We start from the raw sequence: 19,101 nt of genomic DNA on the forward strand, positions 1-19,101 counted from the left end.
CTCAGGCTCCCACTGCCGCGTTCACTTCCGCGGCCTTCTCTGCGATCTTCTCGAAAGTCTTGCCACTGCCGAAATACACCTCCTGCACCTTCGGGTGGTCGCGGATCTCCAGCGGCTTGCCCTGCGCGATGAGGCGGCCGCGGGCCAGCACGATCATGCGGTCGGCATAGGCGAAAACCACGTCCATGCTGTGCTCGGTGAAGAGCACCGCCATGCCGCGCTGGATCACCAGGTCCTTGGTCAGCGCCATGAGCGAATTGCGCTCCTTGGGCGCCATGCCGGCGGTGGGCTCGTCCATCAGCAGCAGCTTGGGTTCGTTGGCCATGGCGATGGCGAGTTCGACGCGCTTGACGTCACCATAGGCGAGTTCGCTGCAGGGGCGGTCGGCCTGCGCCTTCATGCCGACCTGGTCGAGCAGCGCCAGCGCGTCGTCGCGCCGATGGTCGGCCGCGCGGCGCCACATCGAGAAGAGCTTGCCGTCGTGCGAGAGCAGCGCCATCTGCACGTTCTCGACCACGGTCAGCGACGCAAAGGTTTCGGCGATCTGGAAGGTGCGGCCCACGCCCAGGCGCCAGATCTCGCGCGGCTTGCGGCCGACGAGCTCGTCGCCATTGAGCTTGATCGAGCCCTGGTCGGCCTTGAGCTGGCCGTTGACCATGTTGAAGGTGGTCGACTTGCCGGCCCCGTTGGGCCCGATCAGCGCCAGCAGTTCACCCGGCGCCAGGTCGAAGCTGATGCCGTCGACGGCCTTCACGCCGCCGAAGGACTTGCCCAGGTTCTCGACCTTGAGAAGGGGTGTGCCGCTCATGCCTTGGCCTCTTCGATTGCAGCCGCTGCGGGCTTGCGTTTGCGCTTGTCGAACAGCTGCTTGGCGAAGCCCGCGATACCTTGCGGGAACAACAGCACCAGCAGCAGGATGATCGCGCCGAGCATCGCGCGCCAGTAGTCGGTGTTGCGCGCCACCGTGTCGTGCAGCCAGCTGAAGGTGACCGCACCGACCACCGGGCCGGCCAGCGTCTGGATGCCGCCGAGCAGCACCATCACCAGGCCGTCGACCGACTTGTCGACGCTCAGGCTCTCCGGCGAAATGCTCCCCTTCGAGAACGCGTAGAGCGAACCCGCGAGACCGGCTGCGGCCCCGGCGATGACGAAGGCGGTCCATTGCATGCGCTTGACGTCGATGCCGATGGCATCGGCACGCAGCACCGAATCGCGACCAGCCCGCAGCGCATAGCCGAAGGGCGAGAACAGCACGCGGCGCAGCAGCAGGATGCCGGCCGCGACCAGCACCAGCGTGAGCCAGTAGTAGGCACGCTTGTCCGCGAGCCATTCCGACGGCCAGACGCCGGTGATCCCGTTGCTGCCGCCGGTGAACGAATCCCATTGGTAGACCACCGCCCAGGTGATTTGCGCGAAGGCCAGCGTGAGCATCGCGAGGTACACGCCCGACAGCCGCACCGCGAACCAGCCGTAGATCAACGCGCCGATGGCGGCAACCAGTGGCGCGACGATGAGCGCGACTTCCATCGGCAAGCCGCTGGCGCGCACCAGCAGCGCGGCGCCGTACGCGCCGAGGCCGAAGTACGCGGCATGGCCAAAGGAATGCATGCCGGCCGGACCCATGATGAAGTGCAGGCTGGCCGCGAACAGCGCCGCGATCAGCAGGTCGATCATCAGCACCGTCGTGTACGGCGAGTCGGCCGTGAGCAGCGGCATCGCCATCAGCACCAGGCCGAGCGCACCCACCAGCCACAGGTAGCCCTTGCTCGCGCGGCGCAACGGCTCTTCAGGCATGCCGACATAGCGGCTCGGTGCCTGCGGGCGGCCGAACAGGCCCCATGGGCGCCACACCAGCACGATCGCCATCACGACGAAGTCGGTCACCAGCGTGAGCTTGGAAAAGGAAATGCTCAAGCCGAAGACATCGACGACGCCGAGCCAGATGCAGATGGCCTTGATCTGCGACAGCAGCAACGCCGCCACGTAGGCCCCGGGGATCGAGCCCATGCCGCCGACCACGACCACCACGAACGCGGCGCCGATGGTGTTCAGGTCGAGCGCCAGCGTGGCCGGTTCGCGCGGCAACTGCAGCGCGCCGCCGAGGCCCGCCAGCATCGCGCCGAGCGCGAACACGGCCGTGAAGAGCCACGCCTGGTTCACGCCCAGCGCGCTCACCATCTCGCGGTCCTGCGTGGCGGCCCGCACCAGCGTGCCGAAGCGGGTGCGCGTGAGCAGGAGCCACATGAGGAAGAGGACGACCGGCCCGACGACGATGAGGAAGAGGTCGTAGGTCGGGAACTGCCGGCCGAGGATTTCGACCGAGCCCGACAGGCCCGGCGCGCGGGGGCCGAGCAGTTCGTCGGGCCCCCAGAAATAGAGCACCGCGTCCTTGATGACGAGAACGAGCGCGAAGGTCGCCAGGAGCTGGAACAGCTCCGGCGATTTGTAGATGCGGCGCAGCAGCACCATTTCGATCAGCGCGCCGAGCACGCCGACCGACAGCGCCGCGATCACCAGCGCGGGCCAGAAGCCGAAGCCCGTGCCGAGCTTGTCGACCAGCGTGTAGGCGACATAGATGCCGACCATGAAGAAGGAGCCGTGCGCAAAGTTGACGATGCGCGTGACGCCGAAGATCAGCGACAGGCCCGCCCCCACGAGGAACAGCGAAGAAGCCGACGACAGCCCGGTGAGGAACTGCAGCAGCAAGGACGAGAGACTCATGGGTGCGAGCGTTCCGGAAAGATGATCAGTCGGCTGCGCGCGACTTCTTGACGTCGGCGGCGCTCGGCTGGAACTTGGCGCCGTCGAAGTAGGTGTAGTCGACCATCACGCCCTTGCCGTTGTCGTTCTTGGTCTTGCCGACGAACGCGCCCATGGTCGACTGGTGGTCTTCGGGGCGGTAGGTGATCTTGCCGAACGGCGTGTCGACCACGAGGCCCTTGAAGGCCGCGACCATCTTGGCCGTTTCGGTGCTCTTGGCCTTGGCGGCGCCGGCTGCCACCGACTTGATCATGCTGTAGCCGACCACCGAGCCGAGGCGCGGGTAGTCCTTGTACTTCTCGTGGTACGCCAGGAAGAAGGCCTTGTGCTCGGGCGTCTGCACGCCGTACCACGGGTAGCCGGTCACGATCCAGCCGTTGGGCGTCTCGTCCTTGAGCGGGTCGAGGTACTCGGGCTCACCGGTGAGCACGCTCACCACCGCGCGGTCCTTGAAGAGGCCGCGCGTGTTGCCTTCGCGCACGAACTTCGAGAGGTCGGCACCGAAGAGCACGTTGAAGATCGCATCGGGCTTGGCATCGGCCAGCGCCTGCGCCACGGCGCCGGCATCGACCTTGCCGAGCGGCGGCGCCTGTTCGGCGACGAACTCGACGTCGGGCTGCGCGGCCTTCAGCAACGTCTTGAACGCGGCGACGGCGGACTGGCCGTATTCGTAGTTGGGGTACACAAAGGCCCAGCGCTTCTTCTTGAGCTTGACGGCCTCGGGCACCAGCATCGCGGCCTGCATGTAGGTGCCGGGGCGCAGGCGGAAGGTGTATTCGTTGCCGCCCTGCCAGGTCATCTTGTCGGTCAGCGGTTCGCCGGCCAGGAAGAACACCTTCTTCTGCTTGGCGAAGTCGGCGACGGCCAGGCCGGTGTTCGACAGGAAGGTGCCGGTCAGCACGTCGATCTTTTCGCGGGCGACCAGTTCTTCGGCCACACGCACCGCGTCGCCCGGGTTGGCGTTGTCGTCGCGCGTGATGAGCTCGACCTTCTTGCCGTTGATGCCGCCCTTGGCATTGATCTCTTCGACGGCCAGTTCCATCCCCTTCTTGTAGGGCTCGAGGAAGGCGGGCTGCGCCTTGTAGCTGTTGACTTCGCCGATCTTGATCACGCCCTGCGCATGCGCGGGAACGAGAGCGGTGGCGAGCGTGGCGACGGCGGCCGCGCTGAAGACATGACGCAATGGGTTCATGGGGAAACTCCTGGAGAGGTCGAACAGAAAAAACACAACGGGGCAGGCTCGCTGACGGTGCGGTCAGCGCAGACCGTCTTCGCCCTTGACTTCGGAATGCTGGAGGCCGCCGATGCGCGGCAGCGGACGACCGCTGTCGGTCACGGCGACGGCCACGACGATCTCGTTGGCACGCGGCGCATCGGACACGCGCGCCTCGACGGCGTCGAAGTGGCTGCGCACGAAGGCTGCGTCCTTGTGGCCCAGCGGCACGTCGATGGCGGTGCCCAGCGTGCCGCGTTTCTTGGCCGACGGCACCAGCGCAGCGCCCTTTTCGACCGCCGCGCGCAGCGGTGCGCCCAGCTTCGGATGCAGGATGGCGGCGGCGTGTTCGAGCTCACCGGCTTCGCCGACGATGGCCGCCTTGCCATAGCTCTGCGCCTCGCCGGGTGCGATGCCGAGTGCCGCGACCGCCTTCTGGCCCAGCAGCGCGCCCAGTTCTTCGCCGATGGCGATGAGTTCGTCGAGCGACTCGCTGTAGCGGCCGGCGTAGGGGTTCTCGATGACGGCGATGGCCACGGCACGGCGCGTGGGCGGCGTGATGTCCTGGCCCATTTCCTTGCGGGTCTCGTCGACCTGCACGATGAGTTTGCGGATGTTGGCGCTCATGATGTTTTCCTTTGTCTCGGGGCTCAGCGCAGGCCGTCCCACTTGCTGATGTCCTTGGCCAGCAGGCCGCCGACGCGGGCGTGCACGCGGTAGCCGGTGCTCATCGCGAGGATGAAGACGATCTCGTCGGCGGCCGGTGCACCAGGCACGCGCACCTCGATGGCGTCGAACTGGCCGCGCACGTAGCTGGCGTTGATGTTGGTCAGCGGCACGTCGAGCGCCGCGCCGGGCGGCCCGACCTTCTTGGTCGAGGGCACGATGGACAGCGCGTTGCCGGGCTGGCCGGACTTCTCCTCGGCCTTGCCGGCCGTGTAGGCGGCGCGGTCGCCCTTCCAGCCGAGCAGCTCGCGCATGGCGTAGCCGCCGGGCACGTGCCACAGGGCGCCGTGCTCCAGTTCGCCGGCGGCGCCGACGATGGCGCCCTTGCCGTAGGTGGCGATCTGCTCGAGCGGCACGTCCATGGCGGCGTGCAGCCTGTGCGCCATGTCGACGCCCACCGGGTCGAGCAAGGCCATCATGGGCAGGATGTCGGGCTCGTAGCGGCCCGCGAAGGGGTTGGTCATCACCACGCCGATGGCGCCACGCACCAGCGGCGTTGCGGCGCGGGGACCGAACTCGTGGTGGATGTGCTCGACATGGGTGAAGACGCGGCGGATATCGATCATGGAATGAAGCTCGCCATTCGTTAAGCAAATACTGAACCAACTGCATCGCGCGGCGTCGCCGCGGTGATGGAGCATAAGGGTTCGACAAGACGCCACTGCCCCTGGCAAACCAGCATCGCGGCCCAGGCGTTTCCACCGGTCTGCAGGCTGCGCGCGCGGGCCGCGCCCGCATCGAGTGCACGGCGCACCGTCGCGGGGGCAAGGGGCGGCACGTCGACCGTCACCGGGATGTCGCCGAGGTCGCTGTCGTCCTTGCACTGGCTGGCCGGCAACCGGCGGATCGCGCCGTCGTCGACATCGACGGCATTGGCGATGATGGTCGCGGCCGCGTCGGCCTGCGCGGCCGTGGCGGCGAGCACCGTCACGCTGTCGGCGATGCCCAGCGAGAAGCTGCGGCCGCGCCAGCCGCTGGTGGCGACGCCGCGCACCGGCTGGGCCGCCTCGACGACGAACTGGCCGTCGGTCGTGAGCGGGCCGGCGTCGGCCAGGTCGAACCGGGTGATGTCCGCGAACAGACCGACGCGTGCCGAACGCCCGGCCGCCAGGTGCAGCGCGATGTCGCCACCGTTGTTGACCCAGGCGCGCTCGATGCCGGGTCGGCGATAGAGCGCGATGATCTCGTCGGCCACCGAGCCAGCCACGGCCGCCATCGGCGTGATGAAAGCCGGGCGGAACGGCGCGCAGGCGTTCCACATGCGGCGCGCGATCGGGCCTCGCAAACCACAGGTCGCACCGACGGGCTGGCGCAGCAGCGGCAGCTCACCCACCAACTCACCCAGCAGGGATTCGAAGCGCGCCCATGCCGCCGCATGCGCCGACGCCACGGCCGCAGCATCGCCCTCGGCCTCGATCACCAGATCGATCGGGCCGTGGTGCAGATGCCAACGCTGGGCGTCGAGCAGATGGCGTTCGGCGTGCAAGGTTCAGCCCAGCATCGGCGGCTGGCCGAGCGGCCAGGGGTTGGCGTCATCGATGCGCACCCACTGGCGCGTGACGGGCGCGCCGTCGTCCTGCCACGCACCGCGCGCCAGCGCCTCCTGCAGCGGGAACACATGCTCGACGTGGCCGCCGAGCGCGGCGTAGTCCTCGAGCCGCATGCTGAATTCGATGGGCGCGACGATGGCCGGCGTGGGCACGGTGCCAAAGCTGTTGTCGGGCATGCGCATGACGTCGACCATCACGGTGATGCCGCCGCCCGGCCACACGTAGGCCGGCGCACCGCCGCAGGTCACGTTGACCAGCGCGCGCTTGATGGCGCGGGTGAGCAGCACCGGATTCTCGGTGACGCCCGCACGCAGGCTGCCGCCCGCGCCGCCGAGGAAGAGCACGGTGCAGAGCGAGGGTTCGCAGTTCTCGCCGATGCGCTCGACGATGCGTTTCACTTCGGCGGGCATCGGCTGCTCGACCGGCTTCAGGGCCTCGTCGAGCACGTACCACTGCGCATGCTCGCCGGTGGTGGAGGTCATGAGCAGGCGCAGGCCCGGCTTGGCCACGCCCTCTTCCCAGCCCTCGATGATCGAGAGCGGGTCGGCGATGTCGGTGCCGCCCCAGCCGTTGCCGGGGTTGGCCACCTGGAAGTAGCGGCCGGGCGTCGACTTGCGGCCCAGCATCTTGATGCCCGATTCGGGCATGTCCAGGCAGCGCCCGGCCTGGTGCTGCGTCAGCACGCCGGTGATGTGGTCGTCGACCACCACCACCTCGTCGGCCACACCGGCGAACTGGCGCGCGAAGATGCCCACGGCGGCCGAGCCGCAGCCCACGCGCATGCGCTGTTCTTCCACGCCGTTGACGATGGGCGCGCGCCCGGCCTGGATGACGAGGCTGGAGCCGCCGTCGATGGTGCATTCGGCCGCCTGCTTGTTGCCGAGCTTCTGCATCAGCTCCAGCGCCATGCGGCCTTCCTTCTTGCTGCCGCCGGTGAGGTGGTGCACGCCGCCGAGCGACAGCATCTGCGAGCCGTACTCGGCCGTGGTGACGTGGCCGACCACCTCGCCCTTGTAGCGGACGTTGGCCTGTTCGGCGCCCAGGAAGCGGTCGGTGTCGATCTTCACCTTCAGGCTGCAGTAGCTGAAAATGCCTTCGGTGACGACCGTGACCATGTCGACGTCGCGCGCCTTGGAGCCGACGATGAAAGGCGCGGGCTTGTAGTCAGGGTAAGTGGTGGAGGAGCCGACGCCGGTGACGAAGACCTCGTCGGCATGCAGCAGGTCGCCGTTCCAGTCGGCTTCCGCGCCTTCAGCGGCGGGCTCGGCACCGTCGCGGGCGAAAGGCACCAGCGCGGGCGACGGGTTGCTCAGCGCGCGGCGCAGCAGCACGACGGGGTCGACGCGCACCAGCACGCCGTCGCGGTTGGCGTAGCGGTCGCAGGCACCGGTGCGGCCGTCGGAAATCTGGCAGAGCACCGGGCAGGCGTTGCACTCGACCTTGGCCGTGCTCATGCGTTCGTTGCGCGGCGGGGCCTTGCCGAAACCGGCGGCGTCGGGGATCACCGGCACGTCCATGCCCGGCAGTCCATCTGTCTTGGTGTGTTCAGTCATCGTGGCGTTTCTCTCAGAAAGCGTGCTGCCACCGCGTGCAACAAACATGCCGGTTTCACGCTTGTGCGCAATTTGTCATTTGTGTAGCATCCACTCCACGTTCATGTGGTGTTCACTACATCAACGGTCCGGAATCTACCAATCCGGCCCGATGTTTGCATGGGTGTTTTCCTGGGCTCACCGGCATGGTGCATACGGTGAACGACAATTGGGCGACTTCAGCAGGTTGACGCCGCCAGCCCCGTTCGCAAGCATTTTGTCGCCCGCCATTTCGTCCACTTTTCATCGAGTCATTTCATGAGTGCATTCAGCGAAGAACGCGTCCTCTCGGTCCACCACTGGACCGACCGCCTGTTCACCTTCACCACCACGCGCGACCCGGCACTGCGCTTCTCGAACGGCCACTTCACCATGATCGGCCTCAAGGTGAACAACAAGCCGCTGCTGCGTGCCTATTCCATCGCCAGCGCCAACTACGAGGAATACCTCGAGTTCCTGAGCATCAAAGTGGATGATGGCCCGCTCACCTCGAAGCTGCAGCACATCCAGGTCGGCGACACCATCATCGTGGGCCGCAAGCCCACCGGCACGCTGCTGATCGACTACACGCTGCCGGGCAAGCGCCTGTACCTGTTCGGCACGGGCACCGGCCTCGCACCGTTCATGAGCATCATCCGCGACCCGGATACGTACGAGAAGTTCGAGAAGGTCATCCTGGTGCATGGGGTGCGCCAGGTCGACGAACTGGCGTACCACGACCTCGTGATCGACCACCTGCCCAAGCATGAATTCCTGGGCGAGCTGATCGAGAAGCAGCTGCTGTACTACCCGACGGTCACGCGCGAAGAGTTCCGCAACATGGGCCGCATCACCGAGTTGGTCGAAAGCGGCAAGCTCACCGACGACCTCGGCCTGCCGCCGATCAACGCCGCCGAAGACCGCGTGATGCTGTGCGGCAGCCCCGGCATGCTGGTCGACCTGAAGCACATGCTGGAAGCACGCGGCTTCAAGGAAGGCAACACGAGCACCCCCGGCGACTTCGTCGTCGAACGCGCCTTCGCCGAGAAATGAACCCCCCCGTGCCGCTGCGCGGCTCCCCCCCAGGGGGGCACATCCTGCGGTCTGGCAAAGCCAGGCCCGCGGATGTCGCTGGCATGTCCCGAGCACTCCTGCATTGCGCCGACGCATGACCACCCGCAAGCCTGCCGCCAAGCCCCAGCGCAAGACGGGCGTGCGCGAGGCTGCGGCGCAGGCCACGCGCGATGCGATCCTGAAGGCGGCCACCAAGGTGTTCGCCAAGTACGGCTACGACGGCGGCAGTGTCGAGAAGATCTCGAAGGCGGCGAAGTCGTACGACCGGATGATCTACTACTACTTCGGCAGCAAGGAAGGCCTCTTCATCGCGGTGCTCGAGGGCATCTACCAGCGCATGGACGATGCCGAGGCGGCGCTCGACCTCGACACCACGCGGCCTGTGGACGCGCTCACCGCGGTCATCCGCTTCGTGCTCGGCTACTACCGCAAGAACCCCGAGTTCGTCACGCTGCTGAACACCGAGAACCTGCACAAGGGCCGGCACATCTCGAAGTCGCTGCGGGCACGCGAGTACTCGTCGCGCGCGGTGTCCATCGTTTCCGAGATCCTGCAAAGCGGTGCGGCGCAGGGCCTGTTCCGCACCGACCTGGTGGCACGCGATGTCTACCTGCTGATCGCGGCCACCGGCTATTTCTACACGGCCAACCGCCACACGCTCACCGCCTTCCTCGGCGAGCCGCTGGAGTTGCCGGCGGCGGTCACGCACTGGGAAGACTTCGTGATCGAAACGCTGCTGCGCACGGTGCGCGCCGACGACATATCAGACACAACATCCCCCCACGAGGACATCAAATGGCAGAAATCGCAGCCGGCGGCAAGTCGGGCAAGGTCGTCATCCAGAACATAGGGCTGCTGCTCTCAGGCGACATCGACCACCCCATCCTCGACGCCGACACCATCGTCGTCGTCGACGGCCTGATCACCGCAGTCGGCAAGTACAAGGACTGCGACGTCGAGGGCGCCAAGACCGTCATCGACTGCAGGAAGACCACCGTCGCGCCCGGCCTCATCGACAGCCACGTGCACCCGGTCTTCGGCGACTGGACGCCGCGCCAGAGCCAGCTGGGCTGGATCGATTCGTCGATGAACGGCGGCGTGACCACGATGATCTCGGCCGGCGAAGTGCACCTGCCCGGCCGTCCCAAGGACATCGTCGGCCTGAAGGCGCTGGCCATCACCGCCCAGCGCGCCTACGACAACTTCCGCCCCAGCGGCGTGAAGGTGCTGGCCGGTGCGCCGGTCATCGAGAAGGGCATGGTCGAGAGTGACTTCAAGGAGCTGGCCGAGGCCGGCGTGGGCCTGCTCGGCGAAGTGGGCCTGGGCACGGTGAAGGCTGGCTACGAGGCCAAGGAGATGGTGGCCTGGGCGCGCAAGTACGGCATCCAGAGCACCATCCACACGGGCGGCCCGTCCGTGCCGGGCTCGGGCTATATCGACAAGGACGTGGTGCTCGAGGCCGACGCCGACGTCATCGGCCACATCAACGGCGGCCACACCTCGCTGCCCGAGGCGCATGTGTGCGAGCTGTGCGAGAAGTCCTCGCGCGCGATCGAGATCGTGCACAACGGCAACGAGAAGACGGCCATCGCCGCGGCCCGCGCCGCGATCGAGCTGAAGTGCCCGCACCGCGTGATCCTCGGCACCGACGGCCCGGCCGGCTCGGGTGTGCAGCCGCTGGGCATCCTGCGCATGGTGTCCTTCATCACGGCTTTCGCCAACATCCCGGCCGAGCAGGTGTTCTGCTTCGCAACCGGCAACACGGCGCGCATCCGCAACCTCAACTGCGGGCTGATCGAAGTGGGCCGCGATGCCGACTTTGTCTTCATGGACCGCGCGCAGCATTCACCCGCCGCCGGCCTGCTCGAGAGCGTCGCGCTCGGCGACATCCCGGGCGTGGGCATGGTGATGATCGACGGCATCGTGCGCGCCGGCCGCAGCCGGAACACGCCGCCGGCGACCGAAGTGCCGGTCGTTCTCTCCGGGCACTGACGCCCGCCGCCGGGGCGCCGCTCGACTGCCGGCGCTCCAGCATCCCCACCCCCTTTCCAGGACGTGACGGTGCGCGCTGCGCCCCACGTCGGCGCTCGCACGCCCGAAATGCGTCTCCGCAGGCCTGAAATGCCGGGCACGCTCCGTGCTTACGGGGCCTTTCATGCATACGTGGATCCAATATTACAAATGGGCCGTGATCGCCTCGCCGAGGCAATGCGACGGTCACGATGACGGAGCGCACGCCTGATGGACCGCCTGCTGGCCAGCGCCGAGCAGGAGGCCTACGACTACGTGCTGCAGCGCATCCGCAATGGGGCGTTCCGCGCCGGTGACCGGCTGATCGCCGAGGACATCGCCGTCGCCATCTCGGCCAGCCGCATGCCGGTGCGCGTGGCCTTCCGCCGCCTGGCGACCGAAGGGCTGCTGCTGATCCGGCCGAACCGCGGCGCGACGGTGCGCGGCATCACCGTGGCCGAGATGCGCGAGGTGTTCGAGATGCGCGCCGTGCTGGAGGCCCAGGCGGTGCGCGTCGCACTGCCCCATCTGGGCGCGCAGGAACTGCGCGACGTCGAGAACCTGCTCGAGCGCATGGACCGCCACGGTGCCGACGTGCAGCAGTGGGTGACGCACCACCGCAACCTCCACGAATATCTCTGCGGCCTGAGCCAGCGGCCCCGGCTGATCGCGCAGATCGCCGCGCTGCATTCCTTCGTCGAGCCGCACATGCGCCTGTGGATGGAGCACACGGCCAAGCCCAACAGCACCGAGCACGACCACCACGCCCTGCTGCACGCGCTGCGGCGCGGCGACCCTGACGAGGTCGAGGAGGCGATGCGCGAGCACATCGTCTCCACCATCCCGCCGTTGGAGAAGCTGATGGCCGACGGCGTGCCGTTGCCCGCGGCGGTGTCGCGCCAGGCATAGACCAGCCGCACCTTTTTTCCATCCCCTTTTTCGCCCTCACACCGCTCCCATGCGCAACTTCGAACGACCCGGCCGCTCCGTGGTCATGGCCCGCAATGGCATGGCCGCCACCTCGCACCCCAGCGCCACGCTCGCTGCGGTCAACATCTTGCAGGCCGGCGGCAACGCCATGGACGCGGCCATCGCGGCCTGCGCGGTGCAGGGCGTGGTCGAACCCGGCTCGACCGGCATCGGCGGCGACTGCTTCGCGCTGTACGCCCGCCAGGGCCGCGACGACGTGGTCGCCTTCAACGGCTCCGGCTGGGCACCGGCCGCGGCCACGCCGGCTGCGCTACAGGCCCGCGGCGTGACCGAATGGACCCGCCAGTCGCCCCATGTGGTGACGGTGCCCGGCGCGGTCGACGCCTGGGCCACGCTGGCGGCCGAACACGGCACGATGCCGCTCGCAGCGCTGCTGCAGCCGGCCATCGCCTTGGCCGAAGAAGGCTTCGCGGTGGCGCCGCGCTGCGCCAGCGACTGGGCGTTGCAGGCCACCCTGCTGCGCGATGACGCCGACGCCGCGCGCGTGTACCTGCAGAACGGCCACGCACCGGCCGAGGGCACCGTGCACCGCTTCCCCGAACTCGCCGCCACATTGCGCGCCATCGCGGCCGGCGGGCGCGATGCGTTCTACAAAGGCGCGATCGGCCGCGGCATCGTCGAGTTCCTGCAGTCGCGCGGCGGCCTGCACACGGCGGAAGACTTCGCGCGCTACCGCGGCGAGTACGTGCAGCCGATCCGCACGCGCTTTCGCAGCATGGACATCCTCGAATGCCCGCCCAACGGCCAGGGTGTGATCGCGCTGCTGCTGCTCAACATCCTCTCGGGTTTCGCGGCCGAGGGCGACCCGCTGTCGGCCGACCGGCTGCATCGGGAGATCGAGGCGGCACGCCTGGCCTATGCGGCGCGCGATGCCTGGCTGGCCGATCCGAAGCACGTGCCGGTCGACGCCGATTGGCTGCTGTCGCCGGGCCTGGCCGACGAACTGCGCGCGCGCATCGACCCACGGACCGCGGCGGTGCACGTGCCGGCACCGCAACCGGCGGCGCACCGGGACACGGTCTACATCAGCGTGGTCGACCGCGACCGCAACTGCGCGAGCTTCATCAACTCCATCTTCCACCCCTTTGGCAGCGGCCAGCTCGCGCCGGGCGGCGTGCTGCTGCACAACCGCGGCCAGAGCTTCTCGCTCGATGCGGCGCACCCCAACGCCATCGGCCCGCACAAGCGGCCGATGCACACCATCATCCCCGGCATGGTCGTGCAGGACGGCCGCGTGCGCATGCCCTTCGGCGTGATGGGCGGGCAGTACCAGGCGATGGGCCATGCGCACTTCATCTCCAAGGTGCTCGACTTCGGGCTCGACCCGCAGGCGGCCATCGACCTGCCGCGCGTGTTCCCGGTGCCGGGCACCACGCAGGTCGAGGTCGAAGGCACGCTGCCGACGGCCACGCGCGACGAACTCACGCGCCGCGGCTTCGAACTCGTGAAGCCCGAGATGCCCATCGGCGGCGCGCAGGCGATCTGGATCGACTGGGACACGGGCGTGCTGCACGGCGCCTCCGACCCGCGCAAGGACGGCTGCGCGCTCGGCCACTGAGCCCTTCCTCCTTCCCTTCTTCTCATCAACCGCAACGGAGTTTTCGATGGACCAGCCCGATTTCAAACGCCAACTCGCCGAACGCCTTGCCACCGATTTCGGCCGGCGCGACTTTCTGCGCGTGATGCAGGCCGGCGCCCTGTCGGCGGCCACGGCGGCAGCCGGCGGTGCCGCGCTGCTCGGCCCGAACGTGGCAGCGGCCGCCGAGCCCAAGCGCGGCGGCACGCTGAAGTGGGGCCAGGTGGTGCCGCCTGACACGCTCGACCCGCACTTCACCGGCTCGCTGGCCGCCATCAAGATCCACAACAACATCTACAACGGCCTGCTCAAGGTGGCGTACGACGGCAAGAAGGTCACCTTCGTGCCCGACCTGGCCGCGAGCTGGGAGATGACCGACGACAAGACGCACGTCTTCAAGCTGCGCCCCGACGTCAAGTTCCATGACGGCGATGCCTGCGACGCCGCCGCCGTGAAGTGGAGCATCGAGCGCGTGAAGGACCCCAAGACCGGCTCGCCGCACGCCTGGATGGTGGCCTCGCTCGAAGGCATCGACATCATCGATCCGTTGACGATCCGCGTGCGCTACAACAAGCCCTTCGCCTTCTTCCCGGTGGCCATGAACGGCGCCACCGGCCGCGCGGGCACCATCGTCTCGCGCCGCGCGGTGGAGAAGTTCGGCAAGGACTTCGGTCGCAACCCGGTGGGCACCGGCCCGTTCAAGTTCGTGCAGTGGCGAGAGAACGAGATGATCGAGCTGCAGCGCAACCCCGACTACTTCGAGAAGGGCCTGCCCTACCTCGACAAGATCAACATCCAGCTGATCAAGGAGCCGACGTCCGCCGTGGCGGCGCTGATCTCGGGCCAGATCGATGCGCTCGACGCCTGCCCCTTCCAGTTCATGTCGCAGCTGCGCGCGAACAAGAACCTGCAGGTCTTCGGCGAGGTCGAGGGCAACTACGCCTTCCTGGGCATGAACACCAAGCGCGCCCCGTTCGACGACCCGAACCTGCGCCTGGCCGTGGCCTACGCGATCGACCGCGACGTGCTGGTCAAGCAGGGCTACTTCGGCGATGCGATCGCGGCCTATTCGATGGTCTCGCCGCCGATGTCGAACTTCTACGACCCGGCCATCGCCAAGTCGGGCCGCGGCCAGTTCTTCGACCTCAAGAAGGCGCAGGCCTACCGCGCCAAGGCCAAGGACCAGGGCGAGGTGGCGCCGGTGTATCTGGCGTCGGAGGCCTTCACCTCCAACGGCGGCAGCGGCAGCCGCAATGCGCAGCTCATCATCCCGATGCTGGCGAAGATCGGCATCAAGGCCAAGCTGGAGCTGATGGACCCGGCCGTGCTCAACAAGCGCACCAACGCCGGCGACTACGACTTCTATGACGCCGCCTGGGAAGCCGACCTGGACCCGGACGAGACCATTCGCCCCGAGTGGCTCAGCGGCATGCCGTGGAACCGCGTGGGCTACGCCAACCCGGCCTTCGACGCGCTGATCCTGCAGGCGTCGCAGATCGTCGACGTCGCCGCGCGCAAGAAGCTCTACGAGCAGGCCGAGGACATCATGCTGATGCAGGACGCGCCGATGGCCGTGCTCGCGCACACCAAGGTCTACAAGATCTTCAACAAGCGCGTGGACGGCTTCAAGTACGTGCCGGTGAACCTGATGAACATGCACACGGTCAGCCTGAAGGCTTAAGAGGTCGACCGCGTGATGGCCCGTGCGCTGTTCTCCCGCTTGATGCAGACACTGCTGGTGCTGGCGGTGGTCTCGATCGCCGCCTTCTGGTTTCTCAAGCTGGCGCCGGGCGACCCGGTGTCGCTGATGCTGGGCGCGGAGTATTCGCCGGCGGCGCACGCCAAGCTCACGCGCGAACTCGGGCTCGACCTGCCCTGGCCGCAGCAGTACCTCAACTGGCTCGGTGGCTTCGTGCGCGGCGACTGGGGCACCTCGTACATCAGCCACGCCGACATCTTCAAGCAGGCGGTGTACGAGGCGCTGCCGATCACGCTCACGCTGTCGGCGCTGGCCCTGGCGATGGCGCTGCTGATCGGCGTGCCGGCCGGCATGCTCGCGGCGCTGCGCCGCGGCGGGCCGGTCGACTGGCTGGTCTCGTCGCTGTCGGTGCTCGGCTCGGCCGTGCCGAGCTTCTACCTGGGCATCGTGCTGGTCTGGGTGTTCGGCGTGGGCATGGGCTGGTTCCCGACCATGGGCTTCGTGCGCCCGTGGGAAGACTTCGCCGCCGGCATGCACCACCTGGCGCTGCCGGCCATCACACTGGGCGCGTACTACGCCGGCCTCATCGCCATCACCACCCGCGCGAGCCTGATCGACGTGATGGCCCAACCCTTCATCGGCGCGGTGCGCGCACGCGGCGAGCCGATGTGGCGCGTGGTCGGCGTGCACGCGATGCGCAACGTGCTGATGCCGCTGGTCACGGTGATCGGGCTGCAGCTGGGCGGGCTGCTGCGCGGTGCCGTCATGACCGAGGTGGTGTTCGCCATCCCCGGCCTGGGCATGATGATCACCACCGCCGTGCTCAACCGCGAATACGGCGTGGTGCAGGCCGGGATCATGCTCACCGCGCTCTTCTTCGTGCTGGTCAACCTGCTGGTCGACCAGACCTACCAATGGCTCGATCCACGGCTGCGCCGGCGATGACGCCCGAGCGCCGCATGCTCTTCATCGACGGGTACCCATGAGCGTCGTCCTTCCTCCTTCTTCTTCCGCGGTGGCCCCGCAGGCCATGGCGCCCGCAGCCGGCTGGCGCCAGCGCTGGTGGCACCCGATCCGGCGCGAGCCCGCCGCGCTGGTGGGCATCGGCATCGTCGGCCTCTTCGCGCTGATGGCGCTGTTCGCGCCGTGGCTGGCCACGCACGACCCGACCGTGCAGGACTTCGCCGTGGCGCTGCAGCCGCCGAGCGCCGACCACTGGCTGGGCACCGACTCCTTTGGGCAGGACCTGTATTCGCGCCTGCTCTACGGCGCGCGGCTGGCGCTGGGCATCGGCTTCGGCTCGGTGGCGCTCGGCCTGGCCGGCGGGCTGGTCGTCGGCCTTGTCGCGGGCCTGGCCGGCGGGCGCATCGAATGGGCGCTGATGCGCCTGGTCGACGCGATCCTCGCCTTCCCCGAGATCATCCTGGCCATCGCCTTCATCGCCGTGCTCGGCATGGGCGTGGACAAGCTGGTGTACGCGCTGGCCGTGTCCTTCATCGGCCCGTTCGCGCGCATCGTGCGCTCCGACGTGCTGCAGGTGAAGTCGCTGCCCTTCGTCGAGGCCGCCGGCCTGATGGGCGTGCCCAAACTGCGCATCGTGCTACGGCATCTGCTGCCGCACGTGACCTCCTCGCTGCTGGTGCAGGCGGGCATCCGCATCAGCACGGCCATCCTGCTGGAGTCGGGCCTGTCCTTCTTCGGCCTGGGCGTGGTACCGCCGACGCCGGACTGGGGCCTGATGATCGCGGAAGGCCGCGGCTTCATCACGATGGCCTGGTGGATCTCGACCTGGCCCGGCCTCGCGCTGGCGGTGCTGCTGGTCGGCCTCACGCTGATGGGCGACGGGCTGCGCAACGCCTTCGCGCCGCGATCGGAGGGCCGGTGAGCATGTACGTCGACAACGGCATTCCTGCCGCAGCGCCCGCCGACGCCGGCCACCCCGCGCCCGAGCTGGCCGGGCCGCCGCTGCTGGCGGTGCAAGACCTCACGCTGGAACGCGGCGGCAACGCCGTGCTCGACCGCGTGACGCTCTCGCTGGGTGCGGGCCGCACGCTCGGCCTGCTGGGCGAATCAGGCGCCGGCAAGTCGACGCTCGCGATGGCGCTGATCGGTCTGCTGCAGGCGCCCGAGGTGCGGATGCAGGGCAGCATGCGCTTCGACGGCGAAGAGCTGGTCGGCCTGCCGGAGAAGCGTTTTCAGACGCTGCGCGGGCGCCGCATCGGCCTGGTCTTCCAGGACGCATCGGCGGCGCTCGACCCCTGCTTCACCATCGGCGACCAGGTCTGCGAGCCGCTGCGCCGCCACCTGCGGCTCGACCGCCGGCAGGCCATCGAACGTGCCGTGGAACTGCTCGACAGCGTCGGCATTCCCGACGCGCGCACGCGCCTGGCCGCCTACCCGCACCAGCTGTCGGGCGGCATGCAGCAGCGCGTGATGATCTCGATCGCGCTGGCCTGCAACCCCGAGCTGCTGATCGCCGACGAGCCGACCAGCGCGCTGGACGTGACCATCCAGGCGCAGATCATGGAGCTGATCCTCACGCGGGTGCGCGCGCTCGGCTCGAGCGCCATCTTCGTGCTGCACGACCTGGCGCTGGCATCGCAGGTGTGCGACGACATCGCGGTGATGTACGCCGGCCAGATCGTCGAGACCGGGCCCGCCCGCGCCGTGCTCGGCCACCCGCTGCACCCCTACACCGTGGGCCTGCGCCGCTGCGTGGTCGAACTCGACGCGGTGCGGCTCGAACCGCTGGCCGGCACCGTGCCGGGCGCGGCCGACATGCCGGCGGGCTGCCGCTTCGCGACCCGCTGCCCGCACGTCCGCCCCCGTTGCGCGGCGGAGCGCCCGCCTCTGGTTCAGCGTGAGGGGCGCAGCCTGGCCTGCTGGGAGATCGACCGCCTCCTCGCGGCCGCCAGCGAAGGAGTCGCCGCATGAGCCTGCTCTTCGAAATGCACGACGTGGAGAAGTCGTACGCCGTCGGGCATGGCCCGCGCACGAGCCTGTTCGGCCGGCGTGCACCGCGCCGCCTGAAGGCGCTCGACGGTGTGCGGCTGGACATCGCGGCCGGCGACTCGGTCGCGCTGGTGGGCGAGAGCGGGTCGGGCAAGTCGACGCTGGTGCGCCTCATGCTCGGCCTGGAGCCGCCCAGCGACGGTCGCCTGCGCTACCGGCAGGCCGAGTTCGGCACGCTCGACGCGGCCGGCCGCCAGCGCTTCGCGCGCGAGGTCGCCTTCATCTACCAGAACGCGCGCGGCTCCATGAACCCACGGCTGCGGGTACGCGACATCCTGATCGAGCCGCTGCGGCTCTACAAGATCTGCCCGCCGGCCGACGAGGCGGCACGCGTGGCCGCGCTGCTGCAGCGCGTCGGGCTTTCGGCGGCCCTGGCCGACCGCTTCCCGGCCGAACTCTCGGGCGGCCAGGTACGACGCGTGGCGGTGGCGCGCGCGCTGGCCGGCGAGCCGACGACCCTCGTCGCGGACGAATCGGTCGCGGGCCTCGACGTGTCGGTGCAGGCGCAATTGCTGAACCTGCTGCGCGACCTGTGCCGCGACATGGGGCTCACGCTGGTCTTCATCACGCACGACCTGGGCGTGGCGAGCTACCTGTGCCAGCGCGTGGCCGTGATGTACCTCGGCCGCATCGTGGAAGAAGGCCCGACGGCGGAGGTGATGGCCCGGCCGCTGCACCCGTACACGCGGGCGCTGATGCAGGCCTTCCCGAGCTTCGAGCGGCCGCTGAAGGCGTCGCTGGCCGGCGAGATCCCGAGCCCGATCGACCTGCCGCAGGGCTGCCGCTTCGCGTCGCGCTGCCCCGACGTCCGCGCGGCGTGTCGTCTGGAAGACCCGGTGCTCACACGCCGGACCGACGCGGACACGCGCACCGTGGCCTGCCTGTTCCCGCTGAACGACTGACGCTTCCGCGCCGCGGTT

General features: G+C 68.6%; 17 protein-coding genes. 10 read left to right on the top strand and 7 right to left on the bottom strand.

Features of this window, described 5'->3' with window-relative positions:
• Window position 1 precedes the first annotated feature (1 nt).
• The 7 genes from QTH86_RS16210 to QTH86_RS16240 all read right to left on the bottom strand — a co-directional run bounded on the left by QTH86_RS16210 (window position 2) and on the right by QTH86_RS16240 (window position 7,802).
• On the bottom strand, window positions 2-808 hold the full coding sequence (locus QTH86_RS16210) for an ABC transporter ATP-binding protein (protein ID WP_286647226.1): 807 nt from the start codon (window positions 806-808) through the stop codon (window positions 2-4).
• A complete protein-coding gene (locus QTH86_RS16215) occupies window positions 805-2,721 on the bottom strand; it encodes an ABC transporter permease (protein ID WP_286647227.1) in 1,917 nt (638 codons plus the stop codon). Before QTH86_RS16215 ends, QTH86_RS16210 begins: the two co-directional genes overlap by 4 nt.
• 25 nt (window positions 2,722-2,746) lie before the next feature.
• Window positions 2,747-3,952 carry an ABC transporter substrate-binding protein gene (locus QTH86_RS16220; RefSeq protein ID WP_286647228.1) on the bottom strand — a complete coding sequence of 402 codons (1,206 nt, stop codon included), beginning with the start codon at window positions 3,950-3,952 and terminating at the stop codon, window positions 2,747-2,749.
• A 63-nt stretch (window positions 3,953-4,015) separates the two neighbouring features.
• Window positions 4,016-4,600, bottom strand: coding sequence for an amino acid synthesis family protein (locus tag QTH86_RS16225; protein ID WP_286647229.1), 585 nt, complete (start codon window positions 4,598-4,600; stop codon window positions 4,016-4,018).
• A 23-nt stretch (window positions 4,601-4,623) separates the two neighbouring features.
• Window positions 4,624-5,265: an amino acid synthesis family protein gene (locus QTH86_RS16230; protein WP_286647230.1), complete on the bottom strand. Its 642-nt coding sequence runs from the start codon at window positions 5,263-5,265 to the stop codon at window positions 4,624-4,626.
• 20 nt (window positions 5,266-5,285) lie between these two features.
• The gene (locus tag QTH86_RS16235; protein WP_286647231.1) at window positions 5,286-6,185 is read right to left on the bottom strand and encodes a UPF0280 family protein; all 900 of its coding nucleotides are present in this window, start codon (window positions 6,183-6,185) and stop codon (window positions 5,286-5,288) included.
• 3 nt (window positions 6,186-6,188) lie between these two features.
• Window positions 6,189-7,802 carry a 6-hydroxynicotinate reductase gene (locus tag QTH86_RS16240; RefSeq protein ID WP_286647232.1) on the bottom strand — a complete coding sequence of 538 codons (1,614 nt, stop codon included), beginning with the start codon at window positions 7,800-7,802 and terminating at the stop codon, window positions 6,189-6,191.
• 297 nt (window positions 7,803-8,099) lie between these two features.
• On the opposite strand from QTH86_RS16240, the gene QTH86_RS16245 reads away from it, so the two are divergent.
• From QTH86_RS16245 to QTH86_RS16290, 10 genes are all read left to right on the top strand, one after another.
• Entirely contained in the window at window positions 8,100-8,873 is a 774-nt protein-coding gene (locus QTH86_RS16245) for a ferredoxin--NADP reductase (protein ID WP_286647233.1), read from the top strand.
• A gap of 115 nt (window positions 8,874-8,988) precedes the next feature.
• Window positions 8,989-9,744 (top strand): TetR/AcrR family transcriptional regulator, encoded by a 756-nt coding sequence (locus QTH86_RS16250; RefSeq protein ID WP_286647234.1) that lies wholly within the window; start codon window positions 8,989-8,991, stop codon window positions 9,742-9,744.
• Window positions 9,690-10,886: an amidohydrolase family protein gene (locus QTH86_RS16255; RefSeq protein WP_286647235.1), complete on the top strand. Its 1,197-nt coding sequence runs from the start codon at window positions 9,690-9,692 to the stop codon at window positions 10,884-10,886. Before QTH86_RS16250 ends, QTH86_RS16255 begins: the two co-directional genes overlap by 55 nt.
• Before the next feature lie 249 nt (window positions 10,887-11,135).
• Entirely contained in the window at window positions 11,136-11,813 is a 678-nt protein-coding gene (locus tag QTH86_RS16260; protein ID WP_286647236.1) for a GntR family transcriptional regulator, read from the top strand.
• Window positions 11,814-11,862: 49 nt separating this feature from the next.
• Window positions 11,863-13,452 carry a gamma-glutamyltransferase family protein gene (locus tag QTH86_RS16265; protein ID WP_286647237.1) on the top strand — a complete coding sequence of 530 codons (1,590 nt, stop codon included), beginning with the start codon at window positions 11,863-11,865 and terminating at the stop codon, window positions 13,450-13,452.
• A 46-nt stretch (window positions 13,453-13,498) separates the two neighbouring features.
• Window positions 13,499-15,151: an ABC transporter substrate-binding protein gene (locus QTH86_RS16270; RefSeq protein ID WP_286647238.1), complete on the top strand. Its 1,653-nt coding sequence runs from the start codon at window positions 13,499-13,501 to the stop codon at window positions 15,149-15,151.
• Between the two features lie 15 nt (window positions 15,152-15,166).
• Window positions 15,167-16,114 carry an ABC transporter permease gene (locus tag QTH86_RS16275; protein ID WP_286647684.1) on the top strand — a complete coding sequence of 316 codons (948 nt, stop codon included), beginning with the start codon at window positions 15,167-15,169 and terminating at the stop codon, window positions 16,112-16,114.
• A 37-nt stretch (window positions 16,115-16,151) separates the two neighbouring features.
• Window positions 16,152-17,054 (top strand): ABC transporter permease, encoded by a 903-nt coding sequence (locus QTH86_RS16280; RefSeq protein ID WP_286647239.1) that lies wholly within the window; start codon window positions 16,152-16,154, stop codon window positions 17,052-17,054.
• A 2-nt stretch (window positions 17,055-17,056) separates the two neighbouring features.
• A complete protein-coding gene (locus tag QTH86_RS16285; protein ID WP_286647685.1) occupies window positions 17,057-18,103 on the top strand; it encodes an ABC transporter ATP-binding protein in 1,047 nt (348 codons plus the stop codon).
• The gene (locus tag QTH86_RS16290) at window positions 18,100-19,083 is read left to right on the top strand and encodes an oligopeptide/dipeptide ABC transporter ATP-binding protein (RefSeq protein ID WP_286647240.1); all 984 of its coding nucleotides are present in this window, start codon (window positions 18,100-18,102) and stop codon (window positions 19,081-19,083) included. The genes QTH86_RS16285 and QTH86_RS16290 overlap by 4 nt, the downstream gene beginning before the upstream one ends.
• The last annotated feature ends 18 nt before the right edge of the window (window positions 19,084-19,101 follow it).

It is taken from the genome of Variovorax sp. J2L1-78 (assembly GCF_030317205.1).
Classification (GTDB): Bacteria; Pseudomonadota; Gammaproteobacteria; order Burkholderiales; family Burkholderiaceae_C; genus Variovorax; species Variovorax arabinosiphilus.